Source organism: Corallococcus praedator, assembly GCF_003612125.1.
GTDB lineage: Bacteria > Myxococcota > Myxococcia > Myxococcales > Myxococcaceae > Corallococcus > Corallococcus praedator.
The window spans coordinates 1-19,293 of record NZ_RAWI01000162.1 but is presented as its reverse complement, the minus strand read 5'-3'; the positions used below and the strand labels follow the sequence as shown (position 1 = coordinate 19,293).

At 69.0% G+C, this 19,293-nt stretch carries 19 protein-coding genes and 1 other RNA gene; 11 read left to right on the top strand and 9 right to left on the bottom strand.

Annotated features, from left to right (window positions below; all coding sequences use genetic code 11):
• Positions 1–130: 130 nt before the first annotated feature.
• Positions 131–494: a transfer-messenger RNA gene (gene ssrA, locus D7Y13_RS21120) on the top strand.
• Positions 495–565: 71 nt separating this feature from the next.
• Here the strand turns inward: ssrA and D7Y13_RS21115 are convergent.
• Positions 566–1,552, bottom strand: coding sequence for a pyridoxal-phosphate dependent enzyme (locus D7Y13_RS21115; RefSeq protein WP_120584570.1), 987 nt, complete (start codon positions 1,550–1,552; stop codon positions 566–568).
• A gap of 104 nt (positions 1,553–1,656) precedes the next feature.
• Between D7Y13_RS21115 and D7Y13_RS21110 the strand changes: the two genes are divergently transcribed.
• Together D7Y13_RS21110 and D7Y13_RS21105 are read left to right on the top strand one after the other, a co-directional pair.
• Positions 1,657–2,196: an AAA family ATPase gene (locus D7Y13_RS21110; RefSeq protein WP_120584569.1), complete on the top strand. Its 540-nt coding sequence runs from the start codon at positions 1,657–1,659 to the stop codon at positions 2,194–2,196.
• A gap of 66 nt (positions 2,197–2,262) precedes the next feature.
• Entirely contained in the window at positions 2,263–2,559 is a 297-nt protein-coding gene (locus D7Y13_RS21105; RefSeq protein ID WP_120534915.1) for a hypothetical protein, read from the top strand.
• Between the two features lie 93 nt (positions 2,560–2,652).
• On the opposite strand, the gene D7Y13_RS21100 is transcribed toward D7Y13_RS21105, so the two are convergent.
• Positions 2,653–3,393 (bottom strand): alpha/beta hydrolase, encoded by a 741-nt coding sequence (locus tag D7Y13_RS21100; RefSeq protein ID WP_120584568.1) that lies wholly within the window; start codon positions 3,391–3,393, stop codon positions 2,653–2,655.
• 99 nt (positions 3,394–3,492) lie between these two features.
• Here D7Y13_RS21100 and D7Y13_RS21095 point away from each other — a divergent pair, with 99 nt between their 5' ends.
• Positions 3,493–4,011: a GFA family protein gene (locus D7Y13_RS21095; protein ID WP_120584567.1), complete on the top strand. Its 519-nt coding sequence runs from the start codon at positions 3,493–3,495 to the stop codon at positions 4,009–4,011.
• A 38-nt stretch (positions 4,012–4,049) separates the two neighbouring features.
• Here the strand turns inward: D7Y13_RS21095 and D7Y13_RS21090 are convergent, their stop codons facing one another.
• Complete coding sequence (locus tag D7Y13_RS21090) at positions 4,050–4,664, bottom strand: TetR/AcrR family transcriptional regulator (RefSeq protein WP_120534912.1); 615 nt, start codon at positions 4,662–4,664, stop codon at positions 4,050–4,052.
• Between the two features lie 61 nt (positions 4,665–4,725).
• Between D7Y13_RS21090 and D7Y13_RS21085 the strand changes: the two genes are divergently transcribed.
• Complete coding sequence (locus tag D7Y13_RS21085) at positions 4,726–5,997, top strand: macrolide family glycosyltransferase (RefSeq protein ID WP_370451699.1); 1,272 nt, start codon at positions 4,726–4,728, stop codon at positions 5,995–5,997.
• Between the two features lie 174 nt (positions 5,998–6,171).
• A complete protein-coding gene (locus D7Y13_RS21080) occupies positions 6,172–6,705 on the top strand; it encodes a hypothetical protein (RefSeq protein WP_147444379.1) in 534 nt (177 codons plus the stop codon).
• A 132-nt stretch (positions 6,706–6,837) separates the two neighbouring features.
• On the opposite strand, the gene D7Y13_RS21075 is transcribed toward D7Y13_RS21080, so the two are convergent.
• Positions 6,838–7,071: a hypothetical protein gene (locus D7Y13_RS21075; protein ID WP_120534909.1), complete on the bottom strand. Its 234-nt coding sequence runs from the start codon at positions 7,069–7,071 to the stop codon at positions 6,838–6,840.
• A 226-nt stretch (positions 7,072–7,297) separates the two neighbouring features.
• On the opposite strand from D7Y13_RS21075, the gene D7Y13_RS21070 reads away from it, so the two are divergent.
• Both D7Y13_RS21070 and D7Y13_RS21065 read left to right on the top strand, forming a co-directional pair.
• Entirely contained in the window at positions 7,298–8,395 is a 1,098-nt protein-coding gene (locus D7Y13_RS21070) for a vWA domain-containing protein (protein ID WP_120584563.1), read from the top strand.
• Between the two features lie 66 nt (positions 8,396–8,461).
• On the top strand, positions 8,462–10,906 hold the full coding sequence (locus tag D7Y13_RS21065) for a helicase-related protein (protein WP_120630755.1): 2,445 nt from the start codon (positions 8,462–8,464) through the stop codon (positions 10,904–10,906).
• Positions 10,907–10,932: 26 nt separating this feature from the next.
• Here D7Y13_RS21065 and D7Y13_RS21060 read toward each other — a convergent pair whose 3' ends face one another.
• Both D7Y13_RS21060 and D7Y13_RS21055 read right to left on the bottom strand, forming a co-directional pair.
• Positions 10,933–12,348 carry a hypothetical protein gene (locus D7Y13_RS21060; protein ID WP_120584561.1) on the bottom strand — a complete coding sequence of 472 codons (1,416 nt, stop codon included), beginning with the start codon at positions 12,346–12,348 and terminating at the stop codon, positions 10,933–10,935.
• 57 nt (positions 12,349–12,405) lie between these two features.
• A complete protein-coding gene (locus D7Y13_RS21055) occupies positions 12,406–13,473 on the bottom strand; it encodes a hypothetical protein (protein ID WP_120534905.1) in 1,068 nt (355 codons plus the stop codon).
• A gap of 216 nt (positions 13,474–13,689) precedes the next feature.
• Here D7Y13_RS21055 and D7Y13_RS21050 point away from each other — a divergent pair, with 216 nt between their 5' ends.
• Both D7Y13_RS21050 and D7Y13_RS21045 read left to right on the top strand, forming a co-directional pair.
• Positions 13,690–14,997 (top strand): hydroxyacid-oxoacid transhydrogenase, encoded by a 1,308-nt coding sequence (locus D7Y13_RS21050; protein ID WP_120584560.1) that lies wholly within the window; start codon positions 13,690–13,692, stop codon positions 14,995–14,997.
• Between the two features lie 20 nt (positions 14,998–15,017).
• Positions 15,018–15,458, top strand: coding sequence for an acyl-CoA thioesterase (locus D7Y13_RS21045; RefSeq protein ID WP_199732842.1), 441 nt, complete (start codon positions 15,018–15,020; stop codon positions 15,456–15,458).
• 3 nt (positions 15,459–15,461) lie between these two features.
• Here the strand turns inward: D7Y13_RS21045 and D7Y13_RS21040 are convergent, their stop codons facing one another.
• The gene (locus tag D7Y13_RS21040; protein WP_370450786.1) at positions 15,462–16,340 is read right to left on the bottom strand and encodes a hypothetical protein; all 879 of its coding nucleotides are present in this window, start codon (positions 16,338–16,340) and stop codon (positions 15,462–15,464) included.
• Between the two features lie 48 nt (positions 16,341–16,388).
• Here D7Y13_RS21040 and D7Y13_RS45280 point away from each other — a divergent pair, with 48 nt between their 5' ends.
• Positions 16,389–16,679, top strand: coding sequence for a hypothetical protein (locus D7Y13_RS45280; protein ID WP_147444378.1), 291 nt, complete (start codon positions 16,389–16,391; stop codon positions 16,677–16,679).
• A gap of 44 nt (positions 16,680–16,723) precedes the next feature.
• Here D7Y13_RS45280 and D7Y13_RS21035 read toward each other — a convergent pair whose 3' ends face one another.
• Both D7Y13_RS21035 and D7Y13_RS21030 read right to left on the bottom strand, forming a co-directional pair.
• A complete protein-coding gene (locus tag D7Y13_RS21035; RefSeq protein WP_120534903.1) occupies positions 16,724–18,088 on the bottom strand; it encodes a sigma-54-dependent transcriptional regulator in 1,365 nt (454 codons plus the stop codon).
• A partial coding sequence (locus D7Y13_RS21030; RefSeq protein WP_147452474.1) for a sensor histidine kinase occupies positions 18,085–19,293 on the bottom strand: 1,209 nt, incomplete at its 5' end. The genes D7Y13_RS21035 and D7Y13_RS21030, both read right to left, overlap by 4 nt.

Sequence of the window (19,293 nt, the reverse complement as noted above, 5' to 3'; positions counted from 1 at the left end):
GCCCGGGGGGGAGGGGCAGGATGTTGGCTGAGCGACCCCCTGACGATGCAGGAGGATTGACGGGGGGCGTTCAGCGGTTAATGTAAGTCGGGTGCGGAGAAGTCGTGGCCGCATGCAGTACGGCGAATCTGGGGGCGACCTGGCTTCGACGGGGGCATTGAAGTTCGAGACGCGTGCCGAGCTTGTTGGGACCTCGTTAAACTGCCGACAACAACACAAAAGCCAACGACAACGTTGAGCTCGCGCTGGCTGCCTAATTAGCAGTCTTTAGTGCGCGGTCCCCCTGCTCTCGGTCCGTGGGGTGGGGATGGGCCGTCATAATGCGGACTGGTCACCGAGGGAGCCTGGGCCCGAGGTGACGAGATCTTTCCAGGACCGGCATCGGGAATCCCGTCCGTGGGAGTCCAGGTGACGTAAAAAATCGCGGACTACGCACGTAGGGTCAAAGAGCAGACGGCTTTCGGACGAGGGTTCGATTCCCTCCGCCTCCACAGTGAAGAAGCCTGGCAAGCCAGCAAGGGTTGCCAGGCTTTTTCTTTGTCCGCGCTTCGTCATGTCAGGCCGTTCAGGGGCCCGCCGGTAGGTCCCTGGCAATTGCCCGGCGGGAGGCTTGCTCCTCGCGCCACGCCACGAGCTTCGCCAGGTCCACGGCAATCCCGCCGCAAACCACGAGGAGGGGCCGGCGATAGGGGGCCAGTACCTCGGACCCCTGGTACGCAACCGCGAGCGCGGCGCCACAAGCGGGTTCGACGAGGATGCGCAGGTCATCGGCGAACTGCAGGCACGCATCGAGCGCCTGCGCATCGCTCACCGTCACGCTGTGGACCGGGTGGCGGCGCGTCCATTCGAAGGCCGCGGGCGCCACGCGCTTGGCGCCAAGCGTGGTGGCGATGGAGGTAATGGCCGGCAGGGTGACGAGCTTGCCGGCGTTCACCGAGGCGTGAAGTGAAGCGGCACCCTCGGTCTCCACGGCGATGACCGGCACATGCGCCAGCTTGTTGCGGTGCAGCCCCTCCAGCACTCCGCACATGAGTCCGCCGCCTCCTACCGCGCAGACCACCACGTCGAAGCCATCCTCGGTCTGGGCCACCGCCTCGTCGATAAGCGTGGCATTGCCGTCCCAGATGTCCGGGTGGTCGAACGGCGGCACGTATGTGGCTTCCCCGGTGCCACAGCGGCGCAGGGCCTCCTCGTTGGTCTCGTCCCAGACGGCGCCGTGCACCACCACCACCGCGCCGAGTGCGGCAATCTGCCGACGCACCGACTCCGGTGTCGAATGGGGGACCAGGATGGTGGTGGGGATGCCCAGGGCACGCCCGGCAACCGCCGCGGCGAAGCCGGCATTGCCACCGGAGGGACAGATGAACTGTCGCGTGCCGGTCTCCACCGCCCGCTGGCAAAGCCTTCCGATGCCGCGCAGCTTGAAGGATCCGGAAGGCTGCAGGCTTTCCAGCTTGAGGAGCACGGTCTTGCCGAGCGCGGCCGAGAGCGCGTCGTGCGGGAGCAGGGGCGTGGTGATGTGGAGAGGGCGCATGAGGGTGGAGAAAACCATACCAATCAAGTCACGCTCCTTGCGCCCCAATAGGCCACGTCGGTGCGCACTTTCAGCAGCCGCACGCTGACGCCGCAGCGGTCCAACTGCTAGATCGCCCATGTATGCGAATCGCTGTATCCGGCACCCATCGCGTGGGGAAGTCCACCCTCATTGACGAGCTGGCCGACCTCCTCCCCACCTATGTGACGGTGGATGAGCCGTACCACCAGATGGAAGAAGAAGGGTACGCGTTCACAGAAACTCCGTCGGTGGAGGATTTCGAAGAGCAGCTCGCACGGTCCATCGCCAACCTGGACGAGGGCCCTCGCGACGTGTTGTTCGACCGGTGTCCGGTGGACTTCATTGGATATCTGTTGGCTCACGAGGACCATGACGCGTTCGACCTCGACGTGTGGCTCCCACGTGTACGCAGCGCCCTCCAGAAGCTCGATCTGATCGTCCTGGTCGGGATCGAGCGGCCGGACCGGATTGCGCTCTCCGCCTCGGACGACGATGCGCAGCGCCTGGCTGTCGACGAGAAGCTGAAGGAACTCCTCCTCGATGACGCTTACGCCCTCGAAGTGGAGGTGCTCGAGGTCGAAGGTTCGCCAAGAGCGCGTGCGAAGCAGGTTCTCGAACACCTTCCTGACGCCTCTCGGTGACGAGCAGCTCACGTTGGCCGCCTTGCCGCCGTACCGTCGGGCACAACTTCCAGAGGGATGCACGCCATGCCTGCACTGAGCGAGTACACCAACGTCTACGATACCGCCTTGAGCATCCTGGAGCAGAAGGGCTTTCAGGTCTGGTTCAACAAGAAGCTGGAGGTCTATTGCGCCGAGAAGGACGGCTGGGACTTCATGGCCAATTCGCCCTGCGCACTTCTTGGCGTTGTCGCCATCTACGAGCACAAGCAGCCTGAGAAGTACGAGGAGTACTGGTGGCGGGAGCGACGCCACCAGGACCTCTACGGCAACCTTCCCGACACCCCGCGCCCCTACACGTCGGTGGTGGCACGCCCACGGTAGTCTCCGGTGGAAAGGCAGACTGTCGCGTCAGTTGCGCAGCCCGATATAGGGCTTCGGATCGAAGAGCGACGCTTTCTCCTGGCGCATGGCCTGTCAGTTCGGGGAGCTGCCAGACGACTGCAAAGCCTGCCGCAGGAATGCGCGCCAGTCCTCCACGAGCTGGAGCGAGACATCATGGCCGACGCCCGCGTAGGTCCGCACGTCGATGGGAACACCCACCGCCTTCAGGTCCGCGACGCGCGCGAGCGTCTGCTGCACGGGGATGATGGGGTCGTCCTCGCCCTGGAGCACGAGCACCTGATGGCCCGGCGGAAGGGACTTCGCGGGCGTTCCCAGCAGCCGCGTGCCCATGGGCACCGCCACGTCCACCAGCTCCGGGTGGCGCACGACGAGCATCCACGCGAGGTCTCCGCCGTAGGAGAAGCCCGTCACGGCGACGCGGCGGATTTCAGGATGCTCGCGGCGGGCTTCTCGAATGAGGTCCGCGAGCTGGAGGGCCACTCGCTCCACGTCCGCGGTCTTCCGGGGCCCGTCCTGCTGCTCGTGCTCCACCGGGAACCACGTGAAGCCCTCGCGACGGGGCCTCGAACCCCGGGGCAGCACCACCCGCACGGGGATGCCCAGGGATTGGACCTGCTCGTCCCAGGATTCGGGCGTGGACCCGGAGGCGTGCAGTGCCACGAGCAACGCCTCGGGCCTCTCCGCCCCCAGCGTGTATGTCTTGTAGGTGAGAGGCTTCGCGGTGTTCGCCGAGGAGGGGCCGGGCAGGGCGCTCGCGCAGGCGGTTTCCAGCAAGGTCAGGAGGACGAGCGCCGTGGCGTTGAGAGGCTTCATGGGTCCCTGGGAAAATGTCTGGTGGTGAAGGGGGATACCACCGAAACCGGATCCGGGCCGCGCTTGCGAGTCGGCCGCACGAGGCGCGATAACCGAGACATGACGAACCCCTCCGCGGATGCGGGCTGGCACGGATGGACTGGCGGGTGCCAGTGCGGCGCTGTGCGCTACAAAGTCAGCGCGAAGCCCTACATCACGGTCTGTCACTGCCGCATGTGCCAGAAGGCCGTTGGCGGGCCCTACGCCGTGCTGGCGGCGGTGGACGGTCCCGCGGTGACCTGGACGCGTGGCACACCGTCTCGCTTTCGCAGCTCCGACGGTGCGGAGCGCTGGTTCTGTTCGGCCTGCGGAACTCCGCTCGCCTTCGCGGACCTGGAGGACGGCGGCATCGAGCTGACGGTGGGCAGCCTGGATGCGCCCTCGGAGGCGACGCCGGTCGCCGCGACGGGCGTGGAGGCCCAACTGCCCTGGGTGGATGGGGTTCGCGACCTGCCACGCCGGAGCACCGAGGCGACCGTCGCCTCCGCCGGCCGACCCCCACCGATTTCGTATCAGCACCCGGACCACGACACGCCGGATGGCTGGTCGGCCGGAGCCGCATCGTCCGGAAGGAAATGAGCCTCGGGTCACCCGTCACGAAGGGGCTGTCAACGGATTCAGCCCCTGGGTTTCCGTGAGGCGGGCCGCAGGGCCGCGACGGCCAGTTCCGCCACGGTGTCCGCATACGCCTTCGTGAGGGGCGCGGTGCGCAGCAGCCACCGGTGGAAGAGCGGTCCGACAATCAGCTCCACGGCGACGCTCAGGTCCACGCCCTTCGCGACCTGGCCGGCCCGCTGCGCCGCGCGCAGGCGCTCCTGGATCGCCGTCAGGTGCGGCCGCAGCACCGCCTCCACGAACTGCTGGGACAGCGCCGGGTCCGACTGGGACTCGGCGGTGAGCGCCCGCGATGGCAGTTCGAAGCGCGGATCCGTGAGCTCCTCCACCGTGGCGCGCAGCACCATCTTCAGGTCGGCCTCCAGGTCCCCGGTGTCCGGCAGCGCCGCGGGCTCGTTTCCGCCGCTGAGCGACACGAAGGCATCCAGCACCACCGCCCCCTTGGAGGGCCACCAGCGGTAGATGGTCTGCTTGCCCACCCCCGCCCGCGCCGCGATGGCCTCGATGGTCAGGCGCGCGTACCCCACCTCGCCCACGAGCTCGACGGCGGCGGTGAGGATGGCCTGATGCGAGCGCTCACTGCGGCGCGACGGTTCCGGTGTCTTCACTTCTCCCATGGGATGCCACCCTACCAGCACACAAGACGGACCGTCTCGTCTTGACAGGTGCCAGGGCGGGATGCATTTTAGAAACGAGACGTATCGTCTCGTCATCGCTTCCAGGAGAGAGCCCATGCCCCGTCGCGCCCACATCGCCATGGTCAGCATTCCCGCCCATGGCCACGTGAACCCGAGCCTGGAGCTCATCCGGGAGCTGGTCTCCCGGGGCCACCGGGTGACGTACGCCAACGACGCGTCCTTCGCGGAGGTCATCGCCGGCACGGGCGCCGAGCTGATTCCCTACCGCTCCACCCTCCCGCGCCCTGGGGTTCCGGTGCAGGGCTGGCCCGAGGACACGGTGGCGCAGCTGGACATGTTCCTGGACGACGCCATGTCCATGCTTCCGCAGCTGCGCGCGGCCTACGAGCACGACCGGCCGGAGCTCTTCCTCTACGACATCGCCTGCGCACCGGCGCGGATCCTCGCGGAGAACTGGGGCCTGCCCGCCGTGCAGCTCTCGCCCACCTTCGTGGCCTGGGAGGGCTACGAACAGGACATGGCCGCGATGGTCGAATGGCTGCGAACCGACCCGCGCGCCGTGGCGCACCACCGGCGCTACTCCGACTGGCTCGCCGGGTGTGGCGTGGCCGATCCCGACTCCCTGCGCTTCGTCGGCCGGCCGCAGCGCGGCCTGGTGCTCATTCCACGCGCGTTGCAGCCCCACGCGGACCAGGTGGACCGCCAGCGCTTCACCTTCGTGGGGCCCTGCTTCGGTGACCGCTCAGGGCAGGGCTCCTGGCAGCGCCCTCCGGGAGCACGCAAGGTGCTGCTGGTGTCACTGGGTTCGGCCTTCACCCGGCAGCCCGCGTTCTACCGGGCCTGCCTTGCCGCCTTCGGTAGGCTCCCCGGCTGGCACGTGGTGCTCCAGATTGGCAAACACGTGGCGCCGGGCGACCTCGGGGCGATTCCAGACAACGTGGAGGTGCACCCCTGGGTGCCACAACTGGCCGTGCTCGAACAGGCCGACGCGTTCATCACCCACGCGGGGATGGGCGGCGCGCAGGAGGGCCTGTACTGCGGGTTGCCGATGATCGCCGTGCCGCAGGACACGGACCAGTTCGCCAACGCCGACCAGCTCGTCGCGCTCGGCGTGGCCCAACGCATCGACACGGAGCGCGCCACGCCCGAAGCGCTGCGTTCGGCGTTGCTCCAGCTCACGGAGGACCCCCAGGTCGCGGCCCGGCTCTCGGTCATCCGCAAGGAGCTGCGCGAGGAGGGCGGGGCCACTCGTGCCGCCGAGGTCCTGGAGGCGGAGCTCCTCCCGGAAGCACGCGCCACCGCCGTGCGCTGAGCCGGGCCCCACCCGGCGCACGCCCGTGCCTCCCGAAGGCACATGGGGCTCGTTTCCCGGCCTCACGTGCCGCGAGCCGGCTCCTGGCCGGTCCGGCGTCGGCGCGCACTGCTAGGATGGCGCTCCATGCAAACGCAAGCGGCGTCGAAGTCGGGTGGGTCGAGGATCATCGTCATGCTCATCGTGATGGTGGTCGCGATGGGGGGCGGCATCTTCGTGTCGTTCAAACTGCTCAGGAGTGCTTCGGGCAAGACCGACGTCGGCGACCTGGAAGCGCTTGCTTCGGTGCAGGCCCAGCTGCGCGTGGTCGACGGATGTCGCATCACGTACAATCACTGGCCCCGATCCCACCACCGGCAGATGCATCGGCTGAGCGTCTTCGTCACGCCCTGCGGCGCGTCGGGCATTGCCCCCGATAGCGCGAAGGTGAAACTGCCCGACTCGTGGGCGCACGACGCGCTCGCGTTCGAGGCGGAACGCTCGTCGGTGACGGACGACTGGGCCATCCTGGTGAACTCGGAGGCGGTGCCCTTCCCGGTCCTGCTCGCGGGGCTGACCGAGCTCGCGCCCATCGTCGTGCGTGAGACGCCTGGCGCCATGGCGAAGATGCGTGCCGACAAGGCGGAGGGCAATGCGAAGTATGAAGAGGGTTTGCGCCAGCGGGAGCAGCAGCGGCAGCAGAACCAGGACAGCTATCCCTCGCGTTGATGCGCGTCGGTCCTAGGGCCCGATGTCGGTGCGCCCTTTCGGCATCCGCCGCGCCCACCGGCTTTGGCCCCGCCATCTGAAGGGACGAAGCCGGCGTGGCCCGGCGTCAGGGACCGCGCGGACGGCGTGCCGTCACGGACACTGCGAGATGCAGTACGCGCGGTAGGATGAGCAGTAGTACGGGTCGCCGCCGCCGTAATAGCACTGGTAGTACTTCGCATCGCAGGCGTCGGTGCAGGGACCGGGCGTCGCCATCTCCACGACGCGGTTCACCTCTTCCGGGCTCATCTCCTCCGGCGCCTCGACCCCGCCACAGCCGGCCAGGAATCCAACCGCCATCAGCCCGGCAATGATTGTCGCTCGCATGTGCTTCTCCTGGTTTTGAAGGGTTGTGCTGCCTCACCAGGATAGCGCTGCCATTCACGTCAGGCCAATAGCCCCCCTTTTGTCCCGGTCCTGGGAGTGCTGGTGGTCCGCTCGGACCCGCCGCCGTCGGGGGGGCGCCACCCCCTGGAGCGGGTCCTTCGATGTCAGACCCCTCACGTACTGTTCTCTTCGTCGCCGCAAGGAACGAACGAGGGGGTTACGGCTCATGAGCACGTCTGTGATTGATAACCGCGTCGAGGTCGTCTTCAGCTTTGACACCACCGGCAGCATGTATCCGTGCCTCGCGCAGGTGCGCAAGAAGCTGGAGGGCGCGGTGGCTCGGCTCACGAAGGAGATTCCGGGCATCCGCATCGGCATCATCGCGCACGGGGACTACTGTGACGCACGCTCCACCTACGTGACGAAGGCGCTGGACCTCACGGATGACGCGAAGGCCATCACCCGCTTCGTGGAGAAGGTGGAGCAGACGGGCGGCGGTGACGCGCCCGAGTGCTATGAATTGGTGCTGCGCGAGGCGCAAAGCCTGTCGTGGACCAAGGGCTACACGAAGGTGTTCGTGCTCATCGGGGATGACGTCCCGCACGCGCCCCATGACAATCCCCAGAAGCTGGACTGGCGCAAGGAAGTGGACGCGCTGGGCAAGATGGGCGTGCCTGTCTATGGCGTGCAGGCCCTGAACCGGCGCCACGCGACGCCGTTCTACAAGACGCTGGCGGAGAAGTCGGGCGGCTTCCACCTGAGCCTGGATCAGTTCGCGCACGTCACCGACATGGTGCTGGCTGTCTGCTACAAGCAGTCGTCGGACGCGCAGCTCCAGGCGTACGAAGCGGAGGTGTCCCGCGAAGGCCGCATGAGCCGTGGTTTGAACAGCATGTTCAACACGATGCTCAAGCGGGCCACGTCCACGCTCTTCGGCGAGGCGGACCTGCGCGCGGTGCCGTCGGGGCGCTTCCAGGTGCTGGAGGTGGAGGGGGACTGCGCCATCAAGGAGTTCGTGACGGAGAACGGCCTGGGCTTCAAGACGGGGCGCGGCTTCTACGAGTTCACCAAGACGGAGACCATCCAGGGCCGCAAGGAAGTGGTGCTGATGGACCGCAAGACGGGCGACCTCTACAGCGGTGAGCGGGCCCGGGAGATGCTCGGTCTGCCGCCGGGCGAGACGGTGCGCATCCGCCCCGCGAGCCTGGAGAAGTACGTCGTCTTCGTCCAGAGCACGTCCGCCAACCGGAAGCTCCGGGGCGGGACGAAGTTCCTCTACGAGGTGGAGGACTGGGACGGGGCCCGAGGCAGCGTGGCGGCCTGAGCGCGGCCTGTCGCAAGGCGCGGTCGTCGCAGGGCGGAGGGGCCGGGTCGGGGTTAGTCTTCGCCCATGAACTCCAGCCCATCCCACCGCTCGTCCGTCGTCGTGGCGGAGCTGGGGCCCACGAACACCGGGAAGACCCACCGCGCCATCGAGCGCATGCTCGAACACGAGACGGGCATCATCGGGCTGCCCCTGCGTCTGCTTGCCCGGGAGGTCTACGACCGGGTGACCGCCCGGGTGGGCGATGGGCGGGTCGCCCTGATGACCGGGGAGGAGAAGCGCGTCCCCGCCCGCCCCGACTATTGGATCTGCACGGTCGAGGCGATGCCGACCGACCGACCGGTCGACTTCCTCGCCGTGGATGAGATCCAACTCGCCGCGCACCGTGAGCGCGGGCACGTCTTCACCGACCGCCTGCTCCACGCGCGGGGGCTGAAGGAGACCTGGTTCCTGGGCGCGGAGACGATGCGCCCGATGGTCCAGTCGCTCATCCCGCAGGCTTCGCTGAAGCGCGCCACCCGCCTGTCCCAGCTTCGCTACGCCGGGCATCGCTCGCTGAAGAGCCTGCCCCCGCGCTCGGCCGTGGTCGCGTTCTCCGCGGACCGCGTGTACGAACTCGCGGAGGCGCTGCGCCGCCTGCGGGGCGGGGTCGCGGTGGTGCTGGGCGCGCTCTCGCCCCGGACGCGCAATGCCCAGGTGGCGATGTATCAGGCCGGGGAGGTGCAGTACCTGGTGGCCACGGATGCCATTGGCATGGGGTTGAACCTGGACCTCAACCACGTGGCCTTCGCCGCGCTCTCCAAGTTCGACGGCACCGAGCCCCGGGAGCTCTTCTCGGATGAGCTGGCGCAGATCGCCGGCCGCGCGGGGCGCCACCTGAACGACGGCAGCTTCGCGACGCTCAACACGCTGCCGGAGCTGTCTCCGCGCGTGGTCTCCGCCATTGAATCCCACCGCTTCCCGGCGGTGCGCAGCCTCATCTGGCGCAATGCCTCCCTGGATTTCTCCAGCCCGGAGTCACTGCTGGATTCCCTGTCGCAGGCGCCGCGACACAATGCCTTTGTCCGGGTGGAGCGCGCGGATGACTTCGACGCGCTCCGACACCTCTCCAGCGTCCCCGCCATCCGGGACGTCGCCACCGACCGGGCCCGGGTGGAATTGTTGTGGCAGGTCTGCCAGGTGCCGGACTTCCGCAAGGGCCTCTTCGGGCTGCATGTCTCCTTGCTGCGGGAGACCTTCCTCCAGCTCACCGCCGGGGACGGGAAGCTGGAGTCGGGCTGGCTGTCGCGCCAGGTGTCTCCGCTCGATGATGTGTCGGGAGACATCCACACCTTGATGGACCGGCTGGCGGCCATCCGCATCTGGACGTACATCAGCCACCGTCCGGGGTGGTTGCACGAGGCGGAAGCGTGGCAGGAGCGCACCCGCCGCATCGAGGACGCGCTGGGGGATGCCCTGCATGAGCGGCTGGTGGAGCGCTTCGTCCAGCGGGCCGCGCGCAGGAGCGCCCGCCGCTTCGTGCGGAACACCGCGCAGCCGGCGGCCGGTTCGGACAGCCCCTTCGCCAAGCTGGGGCTCCTGCTGGGAGAGGTCGCGGGCACCGACGGCGCCGCGCTGACGGAGGAGCAGTTCGTCCAGCGCGTGGTGGACGCGACCCATGACGCCTTCCAGGTGGACGCGTCGGGCATCATCTCCTTCGAAGGGGAGCCGCTGGCCCGACTGGTTCGCGGCAAGGACCGGCGCTCACCGCAGGTCGCGCTCGTGGAGTCGGAGGTGTGGACCGGCGGTGCGCGGCGGCAGTTGGAGCGCCGGCTGGTGGCGCTGGCGCGGGATTTGGTCACCGAGGCCATGGGAGGCTTTCCCGCCGAGTCCTTCGCGGGTGCGGACCGCTCCGGGGCCGCGCGGGGGCTGGCCTACCGTCTGGCGGAAGGGCTGGGGGTGATTTCCCAGGCGGAGGCGCGCGAGCAGTGGCGGCTGCTGGACGAAGAGGCCCGGGAGCGCTTCAGGACGCTGGGCGTCCGCGAGGGACAGCGCTTCCTCTACGTCGCGGAGGCGCTCACCCCGCATGCGCTGGAGCGGCGCTGCATGCTGATGGCGTTGTTGCATCAGCGCCCGTCACCGCCGGGCGTTCCGGGTGAGCCGGTGCTGGAGGTCGCGGCGCTGGAGGGCCGGGATGCGCGAGCGTTTGGCTACGAGGTGCTGGGGGGCGTGGCGCTGCGGATCGACGTCGCCGAACGGCTGGGTGAAGCGCTGCGCCAGCCTCAGGGGGGCCGGCAGGTGCATGCGCTCATGCAGGAGTTGCGGCTGGAGGGCGGGCTCCATCGGCGGATCCTCCGCGAGCTTGGGGGACCGGCCGCGGGCGCTCCGGCGAAGCGTCGGCGCCGTCGGCGGGGAGCAAGGCCGTCGGCACCGGCCGCTGTCCCGGGTGGCGCCAAGGGGCCCCCTGCTCACGCTGGGGGCCCTCGGAGTCCCCGGAAGGCAGGCGACGGAGGCGGAAGCTCGGGCGCATAGGCCCACGAATGCCCCGCCTGCGGGTGTCAATGCTTGGACAAGGCGAGGGACGAGCCCCCGGAGGAAGGCGCCTCTGATTTCCAGGCGAGCTCCATCTTGAACTTCGTGCAGGCGGCGGGATCCAGCTTTTCGAACTTCATGATTTCGAAGTGATGGATGTGGCCCACCACGATTCCTTCAATGTGAGCTGTATAGGGTTCGGGCATGCCTCCCCCGAAGGTGACGTGCGAGGGACTCTCCCCTGTGCCCAGGTAGTCGGCGGGATCCAGGACATCGAGTGGGAAGAGCTTCAACGCGAAGAGGTAGATGGCCTCGCCCACCTTCAGCTTGCCCGCCATGTCTGGGTCCGCGGCCACCGACAAGGCCACCCGCATGTCTTCGGAGACGGACAGGAAGGCGTCCCCGTCCTTCAATCGCGCCAGGTCTTGTCTGCGCGCGGCGTCGTAGTCCGAGGACGCCTGACGGGTGATGTTCACTTTTTGTTTGGGGTCCTTCACGGAGACCTTGAGCGCTTCCGCTGCCTTTTCCAGATAGGGCTGCTTGTCCTTCAGCGTGCTCCAGGCCCGCATCGCCGACGCGCGGGAGAAGGGACGGATGTGATACTTGAGCACGGTGGCGAGCGGCGCATCCGCCAGTTCGCGCGTGTCCAGGACCGTGGGATCGTTCCTCATGATGCGTTGCTCGAGGTTCGCGTAGTCTGGGAGGCTGCGGAACGCGCGGCAGGTCATGCCAATCTCACGCTGGAATTTCTCGGCCAACCCCGCCGAAAGCTTGAGCGCGCGGTAATAGGTCTTCGCCGGAAGCGTGTTTCCATAGGCCTGGCGGACCTGGAAGGGCGTGCAGCCGCTCAACTTCTTTTGATGCCCCAGCGCGAAGGCGTAGAAGGGCTTCAGGTGCGTCCGCGATACCACGTTGGGATCGATGAGCAGTTGTCTGAAGTCACCCCGCACCGCCGCGCCGTAGGCCTTGGTGAGTTGGGCCAGGTCGAACTCCATGCTGGGACCCAGCTCTCCGTACCTCGCGCGCGCGTAGGCTGCGAAATCGTCGATGCCCAGCGCGGCCCGTTCAAAGAACAAGGCTCGCGGCATCTTCGCGGCATCCCGCAGGTTGGACAGTCCCCAGAGCGCGCTGCGAATCCCGGGAGACAGGGAGGAGGAGAGGCCCAGGGGATGGACACGCGCGACAGGGGCGAGGTCCAACCGAACCACGTCTCGTGGCGGCTGGGCCTCCTGTGGACGCGCCTCGGGAGGCCTGGCCACCGCGACCCTGTTCGCGAGCACGTTCTGTTTCGCCACCCGGATGGCGAAGAGGGACGCCGTGAAGCCCGCGAGCTTGAGCGCCTCCTGGATGCCGCTGTCAGGCAGGGCGGCGACCCCGACGCCTTTCTCGACGGCGAACTGCTGGATCCACCGCTCGCACTCGGCTCCCCTGATGGCTGGCATCGTCTGTCCCTCCCGACGTGAGAGTATAGACGCCCGCGGGGGCCGCGGCGCAGGCCGCTACGGATTCGCCACGTACAGCTCGGCGTTCTGGCTGAGTCCCCCCGGGGTGAGGGACCAGCCCGGGTGCTCGGGCATGAGGATGAGGGTGCGTTTTCCCTCCGGAGAGTGCCCGGCCCCGACGATGAGGTAGCGGCGCGTCCGCTGCGCTCCGGTGAGCGTGAGGACGTCATGCTTCACGCTCCAGGTGCCCTGGTCATTGTCCGAACCAAACTGCAGCGCCCCCACCTGTCCTGAAGCCCCGGCGTACTTGTATTGGAATGTGTGGTCTGCTTCTAGGATGTATTGGACGGTGTAGGAGACCGACGTCATCCGGGTGCCTCCATAGGCATTGACCCATTGGGCCACGCTGTTGGTGCCGTAGGTGAAGTCGCCCACCACCTCGGCATCATCCGCGAGCGGCAGGCCGACAGGACTTCCTCGCACGCCCTTCAGCGCGTCCTCCACCTTGGGATGAGAGGTATTCCAGGAGAACGAGGCGGACATGGCCTCACCAATTCCTCCCGGCGTGCTGAAGCTCTGGATGAACACCAGCGATTCGAAGCGGGTGTCCGCCTCCACCAGCATCAAGGTCACTCGGAAGGACCGGCCGTTGGCCTTGTGGCGCACCTCTGCCGCGGTGAAGAAGGCGCGCGCTCCGTTGGCAACAAAGCGCCGCATGACTGGCGGATTCGGCGGGACGCCGGCCCAGTCCGCGCCCACGCGCTCCTGCCACAGCCGCGTGAGCTTGCCCTCGCCGTCCTCGAGCCCGGGCACGCTCGCAAGCCGGAGCGCCTCCACCCCGAGCGTGTCGCCACGGTCGACCCATTCGAGGATGAACCGGCCATCCGCCTGGGTCTTCCAACCCTGGGGCGGGTCGAACGCGAAGCCGCCGGGCTCGCCCTGCTTCCCCGCCCGGGCCCTGTCCGCGGGGCTGGCGACCACCCCCGCCAGGGCCCCCGGCCCGCCGGTGTCGCTCCCGGAGACGAGGCCCAGGACCATCAGCCCCAGCGTGCCGGTGCAGCACAGCGCGCTGGCGCCTCCAACCACGATGAGGATCCAGACGAGGGGACTCTTGGGACGTGCCATGGTGTAGGACCTGGGAGCAGGGGCGCTCCGCCAATGGAAGGCGGTGCGGGGTTTTCGTTCATCCGCAGATACGCCCGACAGGGGCGATCTTCTCGCCGCCTTGCGTTGACGCGGTGCCGCAGGCGTCCCGAGCGGCCCTGACAGCCCGCGCACACGTTTCCCTCCGGCGCCGTTCCCGCCTGTAGATTGGGGCGGTAACGGTCCGGAGGAACGCGCATGGGCTGCTGCCACTACCCCCCCGTCATCGAAGGCTGCGACAGCGCCTTCACCGTGGACACCTCCCGCATCACCTTCGGACGGGGCTGTCTGTCCGAGGTGGGAGACAGGGCGCGGGCGCTCGGGATGAAGCGCGTGGCGTTGTTCTCCGACGCGCGCGTGGCGCGGCTCAAGCACTTCGACACGGTGCTCCAGTCCCTGCGCGCCGCGGGGCTGGACGTGGCCGTGTGCACGGACGTGCACGTCGAGCCCACCGACCAGTCCTTCCTGGACGCGGCGCGGTTCGCGTCGGAGGCGAAGCCGGATGGTTATGTCTCCCTGGGCGGTGGCTCGGTCATCGACACCTGCAAGGCCGCGAACCTCTATGCCACGCATCCGGCGGACTTCCTCGCCTACGTCAACGCGCCGGTGGGGGAGGGACGGCCGGTGCCCGGTCCGCTCAAGCCCCACCTCGCGTGTCCCACCACGTCGGGGACGGGCAGCGAGGTGACGGGCATCACCATCTTCGACCTGCTGTCGATGGGGGCGAAGACTGGCATTGCCTCCCCGGCGCTGCGGCCCACCGAGGCGCTCATCGACCCGGACTGCACCGCGACCCTTCCCGGCGAAGTCGTCGCGGCCAGCGGGCTGGACGTGCTGTCGCATGCGCTGGAGTCCTATACGGCGCGGCCCTACACACGCCGTCCCGCCCCGGTACGGCCGAGCCTGCGGCCCATGAGCCAGGGCGCCAACCCGTGGAGCGACCTGGGCTGCCGCGAGGCCCTGCGGCTCATGGGCCTGTACCTGGAGCGCGGCGTGAAGGACGCGAACGACCACGAGGCCCGTGAGCAATTGATGTGGGCCTCCACGCTCGCGGGCATCGCGTTCGGCAACGCGGGCGTGCATGCGCCGCACGGCATGGCCTACGCCGTGGCCGGGAAGGTGCGCGACTTCCATCCCACGGGCTATCCGGACGACGAGCCCCTGGTGCCCCACGGCATGGCCGTCATCGTCAACGCCCCGGCCGTGTTCCGCTACACGGCCACCGCGAGCCCCGAACGCCACCTGGAGGCTGCGGGCCACCTGGGCGCGGACCTGCGCGACGCCACGCCAGCGGACGCGGGCGAGGTGCTCGCGGGCCGCCTGGTTCACGTCATGCGCGCCGTGGGCATGCCCAACGGGTTGAGCGGGGTGGGCTACACCGGGGCGGACGTGGACGCGCTCACGGAGGGCGCCTTCCCGCAGCAGCGCCTGCTCCAGAACGCGCCCCGGGAGATGACCCGGCCCGTCCTCACGGAGCTGTTCCACCAGGCGCTGCGCTACTGGTAACCGAAGCCCGAGGCCACCCCGTGTCCGACGCCGAGACCGCCGACCGCTACCGCTACTTCCTGCCCATCACCACGCGGTGGATGGACAATGACTTGTACGGGCACATCAACAACGTCACGTACTACAGCTACTTCGACACCGTCGCGAACCACTACCTCATCCACGAAGGGGGCCTGGACATCCACGCGGGCGCCATCATCGGGCTGGTCGTGGAATCGAAGTGCAGCTACCGCTCGCCGCTCGCGTACCCCGACCGCCTGCGCGCCGGGCTGCGCGTGGAGAAGCTGGGCAACCGCTCCGTCACCTACGGCATCGCCCTCTTCAAGGAGGACGACGCGCAGGCCGCGGCCCACGGGTACTTCGTGCATGTCTTCGTGGACCGCGCTACGCGCAAGGCCGTGGCCATGCCAGCGCGGCTGCGGGACGCGCTGGCACGGCTCGTCCTGGCCCCGGAGGGCTGAGCTTCAGGGGCAGCCGGAGCTGACCTGGAGCGCGTCGTACGCCATCCAGCCGTTGCGAGGCGTACCGGTCGCGGCGATGACGTAGCCGTAGATGAACTTCATCGTCCCGGATTGCTGGCGGTAGCGGCCCGCGCTGTCCTGGACCCAGAGCGGGATGTCGATGGACGGCGCGCCCGAGTTGGTGGGCACGTCCAGCCGCTGGAACTTCGTGCCCGCGGGGAAGTGGTCCACCGCGACGCCGCCCAGGCCGAAGCCCGGCACGTTGAAGGTGAGGTTCGCCGAGCGCAGGCCATTGGCCCGCACGAGCGGCAGGTAGTCCCCCGCGCGCTCGTGGACCGCGTCGGAGTCATAGACCACCTTCTTGAACTCCAGCGTCGTGTCGTGCGAGTTGCGCACGGCGTAGCACGCCATCTTCGCGAGCCCCGAGCCCAGCGCGGAGACATGCCCGACCTTGGCTTCAAAGGACGTGCGGCCCTTGATGGCCGACATGGGCATCCAGCCCGCGCTCGAATTCGACGTCGACACCGCGAAGGCGTGCAGCTCCCCGGCGAAGGTGCGCGTCTGGCCGTGGTTGAACGTGGAGCTCGTCCGGGTGGAGGTGCCCACCACCGTGCCGTTGCCGTCGCGGATGGGCACGCCCGTGTAGAGCTCCCAGGAGTCGTCGTCGTCCGGGTCGTTGGTGAGGACGCGGTTGCCGCCGGAGGGGCGCAGCTTGCAGTTGTAGGGACTCTCCTCGCACACCGTCCCGTTCACCCCGGAGAAGGCCGCCTGCCCGGTGGAGCCCACCGCGTCCGGGACCGCTTCGTCGCCCACGGACATCTCACCGCCACACGCCACGGAGACCAGGGCCAACACACCGAGTACTGGATTTTTCATGTTCATATTAAAAATGGAAATCCATTTTTACCCGTTTTGTCAACAGGGGGTTCCATGCATCGGTTGATACTGTTCGCGGCGCTCGTCGTCACCACGGCGGCGGTCGCCAAACCCGACACTCCGCTGTACGCGACCGGCGCCGGTGCCGCGCAGGCCCTGGGACAACCCGTTCCATCCGAATGGCTATCGGGTGGCCGTGGGCAGCGACCCATGGGAAACGCCGGAGCTCTACGCCTCTACTCCGCCCAGGTGGCCACGCTCCAGCAGCCGGGCGCGGCGCTCTGGTCGTTCCAGCCGTATGGCGCCTTCAACGGAGGCGTGAAGCCCGGCGCGAACAACGACTGACGGCGGGGGCTTCGGGCCCTCATGTCTGTCATTGCCGCCGCGCCTCAGCGCTCCGGCTCCTCCTCGTCACCCAGCAGTCCGTGCTTGCGCAGCTTGTCGTGCAGCGTGGCCCGGCCGATGCCCAGCGCCCGCGCGGCCTCCGTGCGCTGGCCCTGGGCCGTCGCGAGCGCCGCGAGGATGAGCTCCCGCTCGTGCGTGTCCATCCGTTCCCGCAGGGTGGCGCCCGTGGGGCCAGGCGTGGCGGGAGCGCCCGGGCCTCCGGGCAGCAGCTCCGGATCCAATGTCCCGTCGGGGGACAGCACCACGGCGCTCTCCAGGACGTTCTCCAACTCGCGCACGTTGCCGGGCCAGCGGTAGGCCGTGAGGCGCTCCAGGAGCGCGGGCGTCAGGGGCACGGGGGGCATCCGGAAGCGCTCGGTGTGGCGGGCGAGGAAGTGCTTCGCCAGGGCGGCGATGTCCTCCGGGCGGCTTCGCAGCGCGGGCACCTGGAGCGTCACGACCTTGAGGCGGTAGTACAGGTCCTCGCGGAAGTGGCCCTCGGCGACGCGCTGGGGCAGGTCGCGGTGGGTGGCGGCGAGGACGCGGACGTCCACGGGAAGGGCGCGGTCCTCTCCCACGGGGCGCACCTCGCCCTCCTGGAGGACGCGCAGCAGCTTGGCCTGGAGGGGCAGGGCCAGCTCCCCCACCTCGTCGAGCAGCAGGGTGCCGCCGTCGGCCTCGCGGAAGAGGCCCTTCCGAGGGCGCACGGCGCCGGTGAAGGCGCCCCTCGCATGGCCGAACAGCTCCGCTTCGGCCAGCTCCGGCGTGAGCGCGGCGCAGTTGAAGCGCACGTAGGGTTTGTCCGCGCGGGGGGAGGCGCGCACCAGGGCCTCGGCGACGCGCTCCTTGCCGGTGCCGCTCTCCCCGGTGATGAGCACGGTGACGTCGCGCGGCCCCACGCGCTGGAGCAACAGGGCCAGCCGCGCCATCGCGGGCGACACGAAGACCAGCGAGCGCAGCAGGTTCACCTCGCTGGACAGGCGCTCGTTCTCCGCCTCCAGCCGTACCCGGCCCAGCGCGCGGCGCACCACGGCCAGCACGTCGTCCACGTCGAAGGGTTTGCGGAAGTAGTCCAGCGCGCCCAGCTTCATGGCCTCCACGGCATGGCGTTCCGAACCGTGCGCGGTGATGAGGATGACGCGCGGGGCGGGCGAACGGGCCTGCACCCGGCGCAGGAGCTCCATCCCATCCACGCGCGGCATGCGCAGGTCGCTGAGCACCAGGTCCACGGGAGGCTCCGCGTCCAGTCGCGCGAGCGCGGCCTCACCGTCCACCGCCTCCTCGACGCTCAGCCCGTCGTCTTCCAGGAGGCCGCGCAGCGTGTAGCGAACGCCCGCGTCGTCATCCACCACCAGCACGCGCGCCTTCATGGCCGCGCCTCCTTCGTGAGAGCTTCCCTCGGTGCTGTCTTCTGCTGGGGCGCGGGCGGGAGGCGCAGCTCCGCTACGCAGCCGCCGCCTTCGCGCTCGCGCAGGCTCAGCTCTCCACCGTGCTGGCGCATCAGCGCCCGTGACAGGGCGAGCCCCAGGCCCGAACCCTGGGGCTTCGTGGTGATGCCGGGTTCGAACACGCGCTCGCGCACCTCGGGCGCCAGTCCCGGTCCCCGGTCCCGCACCTCCACCTGGCCTCCGCCCCCCGGCGTCGTCTGGGCCTGGAGTTCCACCAGCGTGCCTCGGGGAGCGGCCTCCAGCGCGTTCTGCACCACGTCGATCAGCACCTGCCGCACCTTGCGCGCGTCACACCAGACCTCCACCGGCGGCCCTTCCACGACGCGCAGCCCCACGCCGCGTTCGCCCGCCATGCCCTCGTGCAGCTGCGCCACCTGCTGGCACAGGCCTTCCAACGGCACGTGCGCCTCGTTGAGGGGCAGCAGCGGACGGGAGAAGTTGAGGAATCCTTCGAGGATCTCCTGCATCCGGTCCACCTCCCGGCGCAGCACCGCCAGCCGCTCCGCGGGCCGGCCCTCCACCTCTCGCGCGATCATCGCCGCCAGCCCCTTCACGCTCGCGAGCGGGTTCTTCAGCTCATGGGCGATCTCCCCCGACAGCAGGGTCAGGGAGCGCACGCGTTCCTCGTGCTCCTTCAGCGCGTCGTCGCGTGCGTCCAGCGCCGTGCCCACCATGCCCCGGAACGTGCGCCGCAGCGTCGTACCGATGAAGTTCGCCCACACGACGAGGAGCACCGTCACCGTGAGCATCATCAACAGGAGCGCGTCGGTGTGGCCCGCGCGCGGTCCGCCGCCGAAGAGCGCGGGCACCAGGTCCGCCACCGCCCCCGTCAACGTCACCGTCGCCTGCACGCCCAGGAGCCCCAGCAGGTAGCCCACCCACCGGCGGGCGCGAGCGCGCGGGAAGAGGATCGCCGTGGCGAAGCTCACCGGCACCACCAACAGGATGAGCGGACTCTCCAGTCCCCCCAGCGCCAGGTTCACCACCGTGAACAGCGGAAACGCGACCCACGGCAGGACCCAGCCCGGCTCCGCTGACACCACCTGCTCGCGCCGCCAGGCGGTGACGACGCCCACCGCCACCAGCACCAGCGCGAGCGCCGCCCCCACGCCCCACCGGCGCCAGAC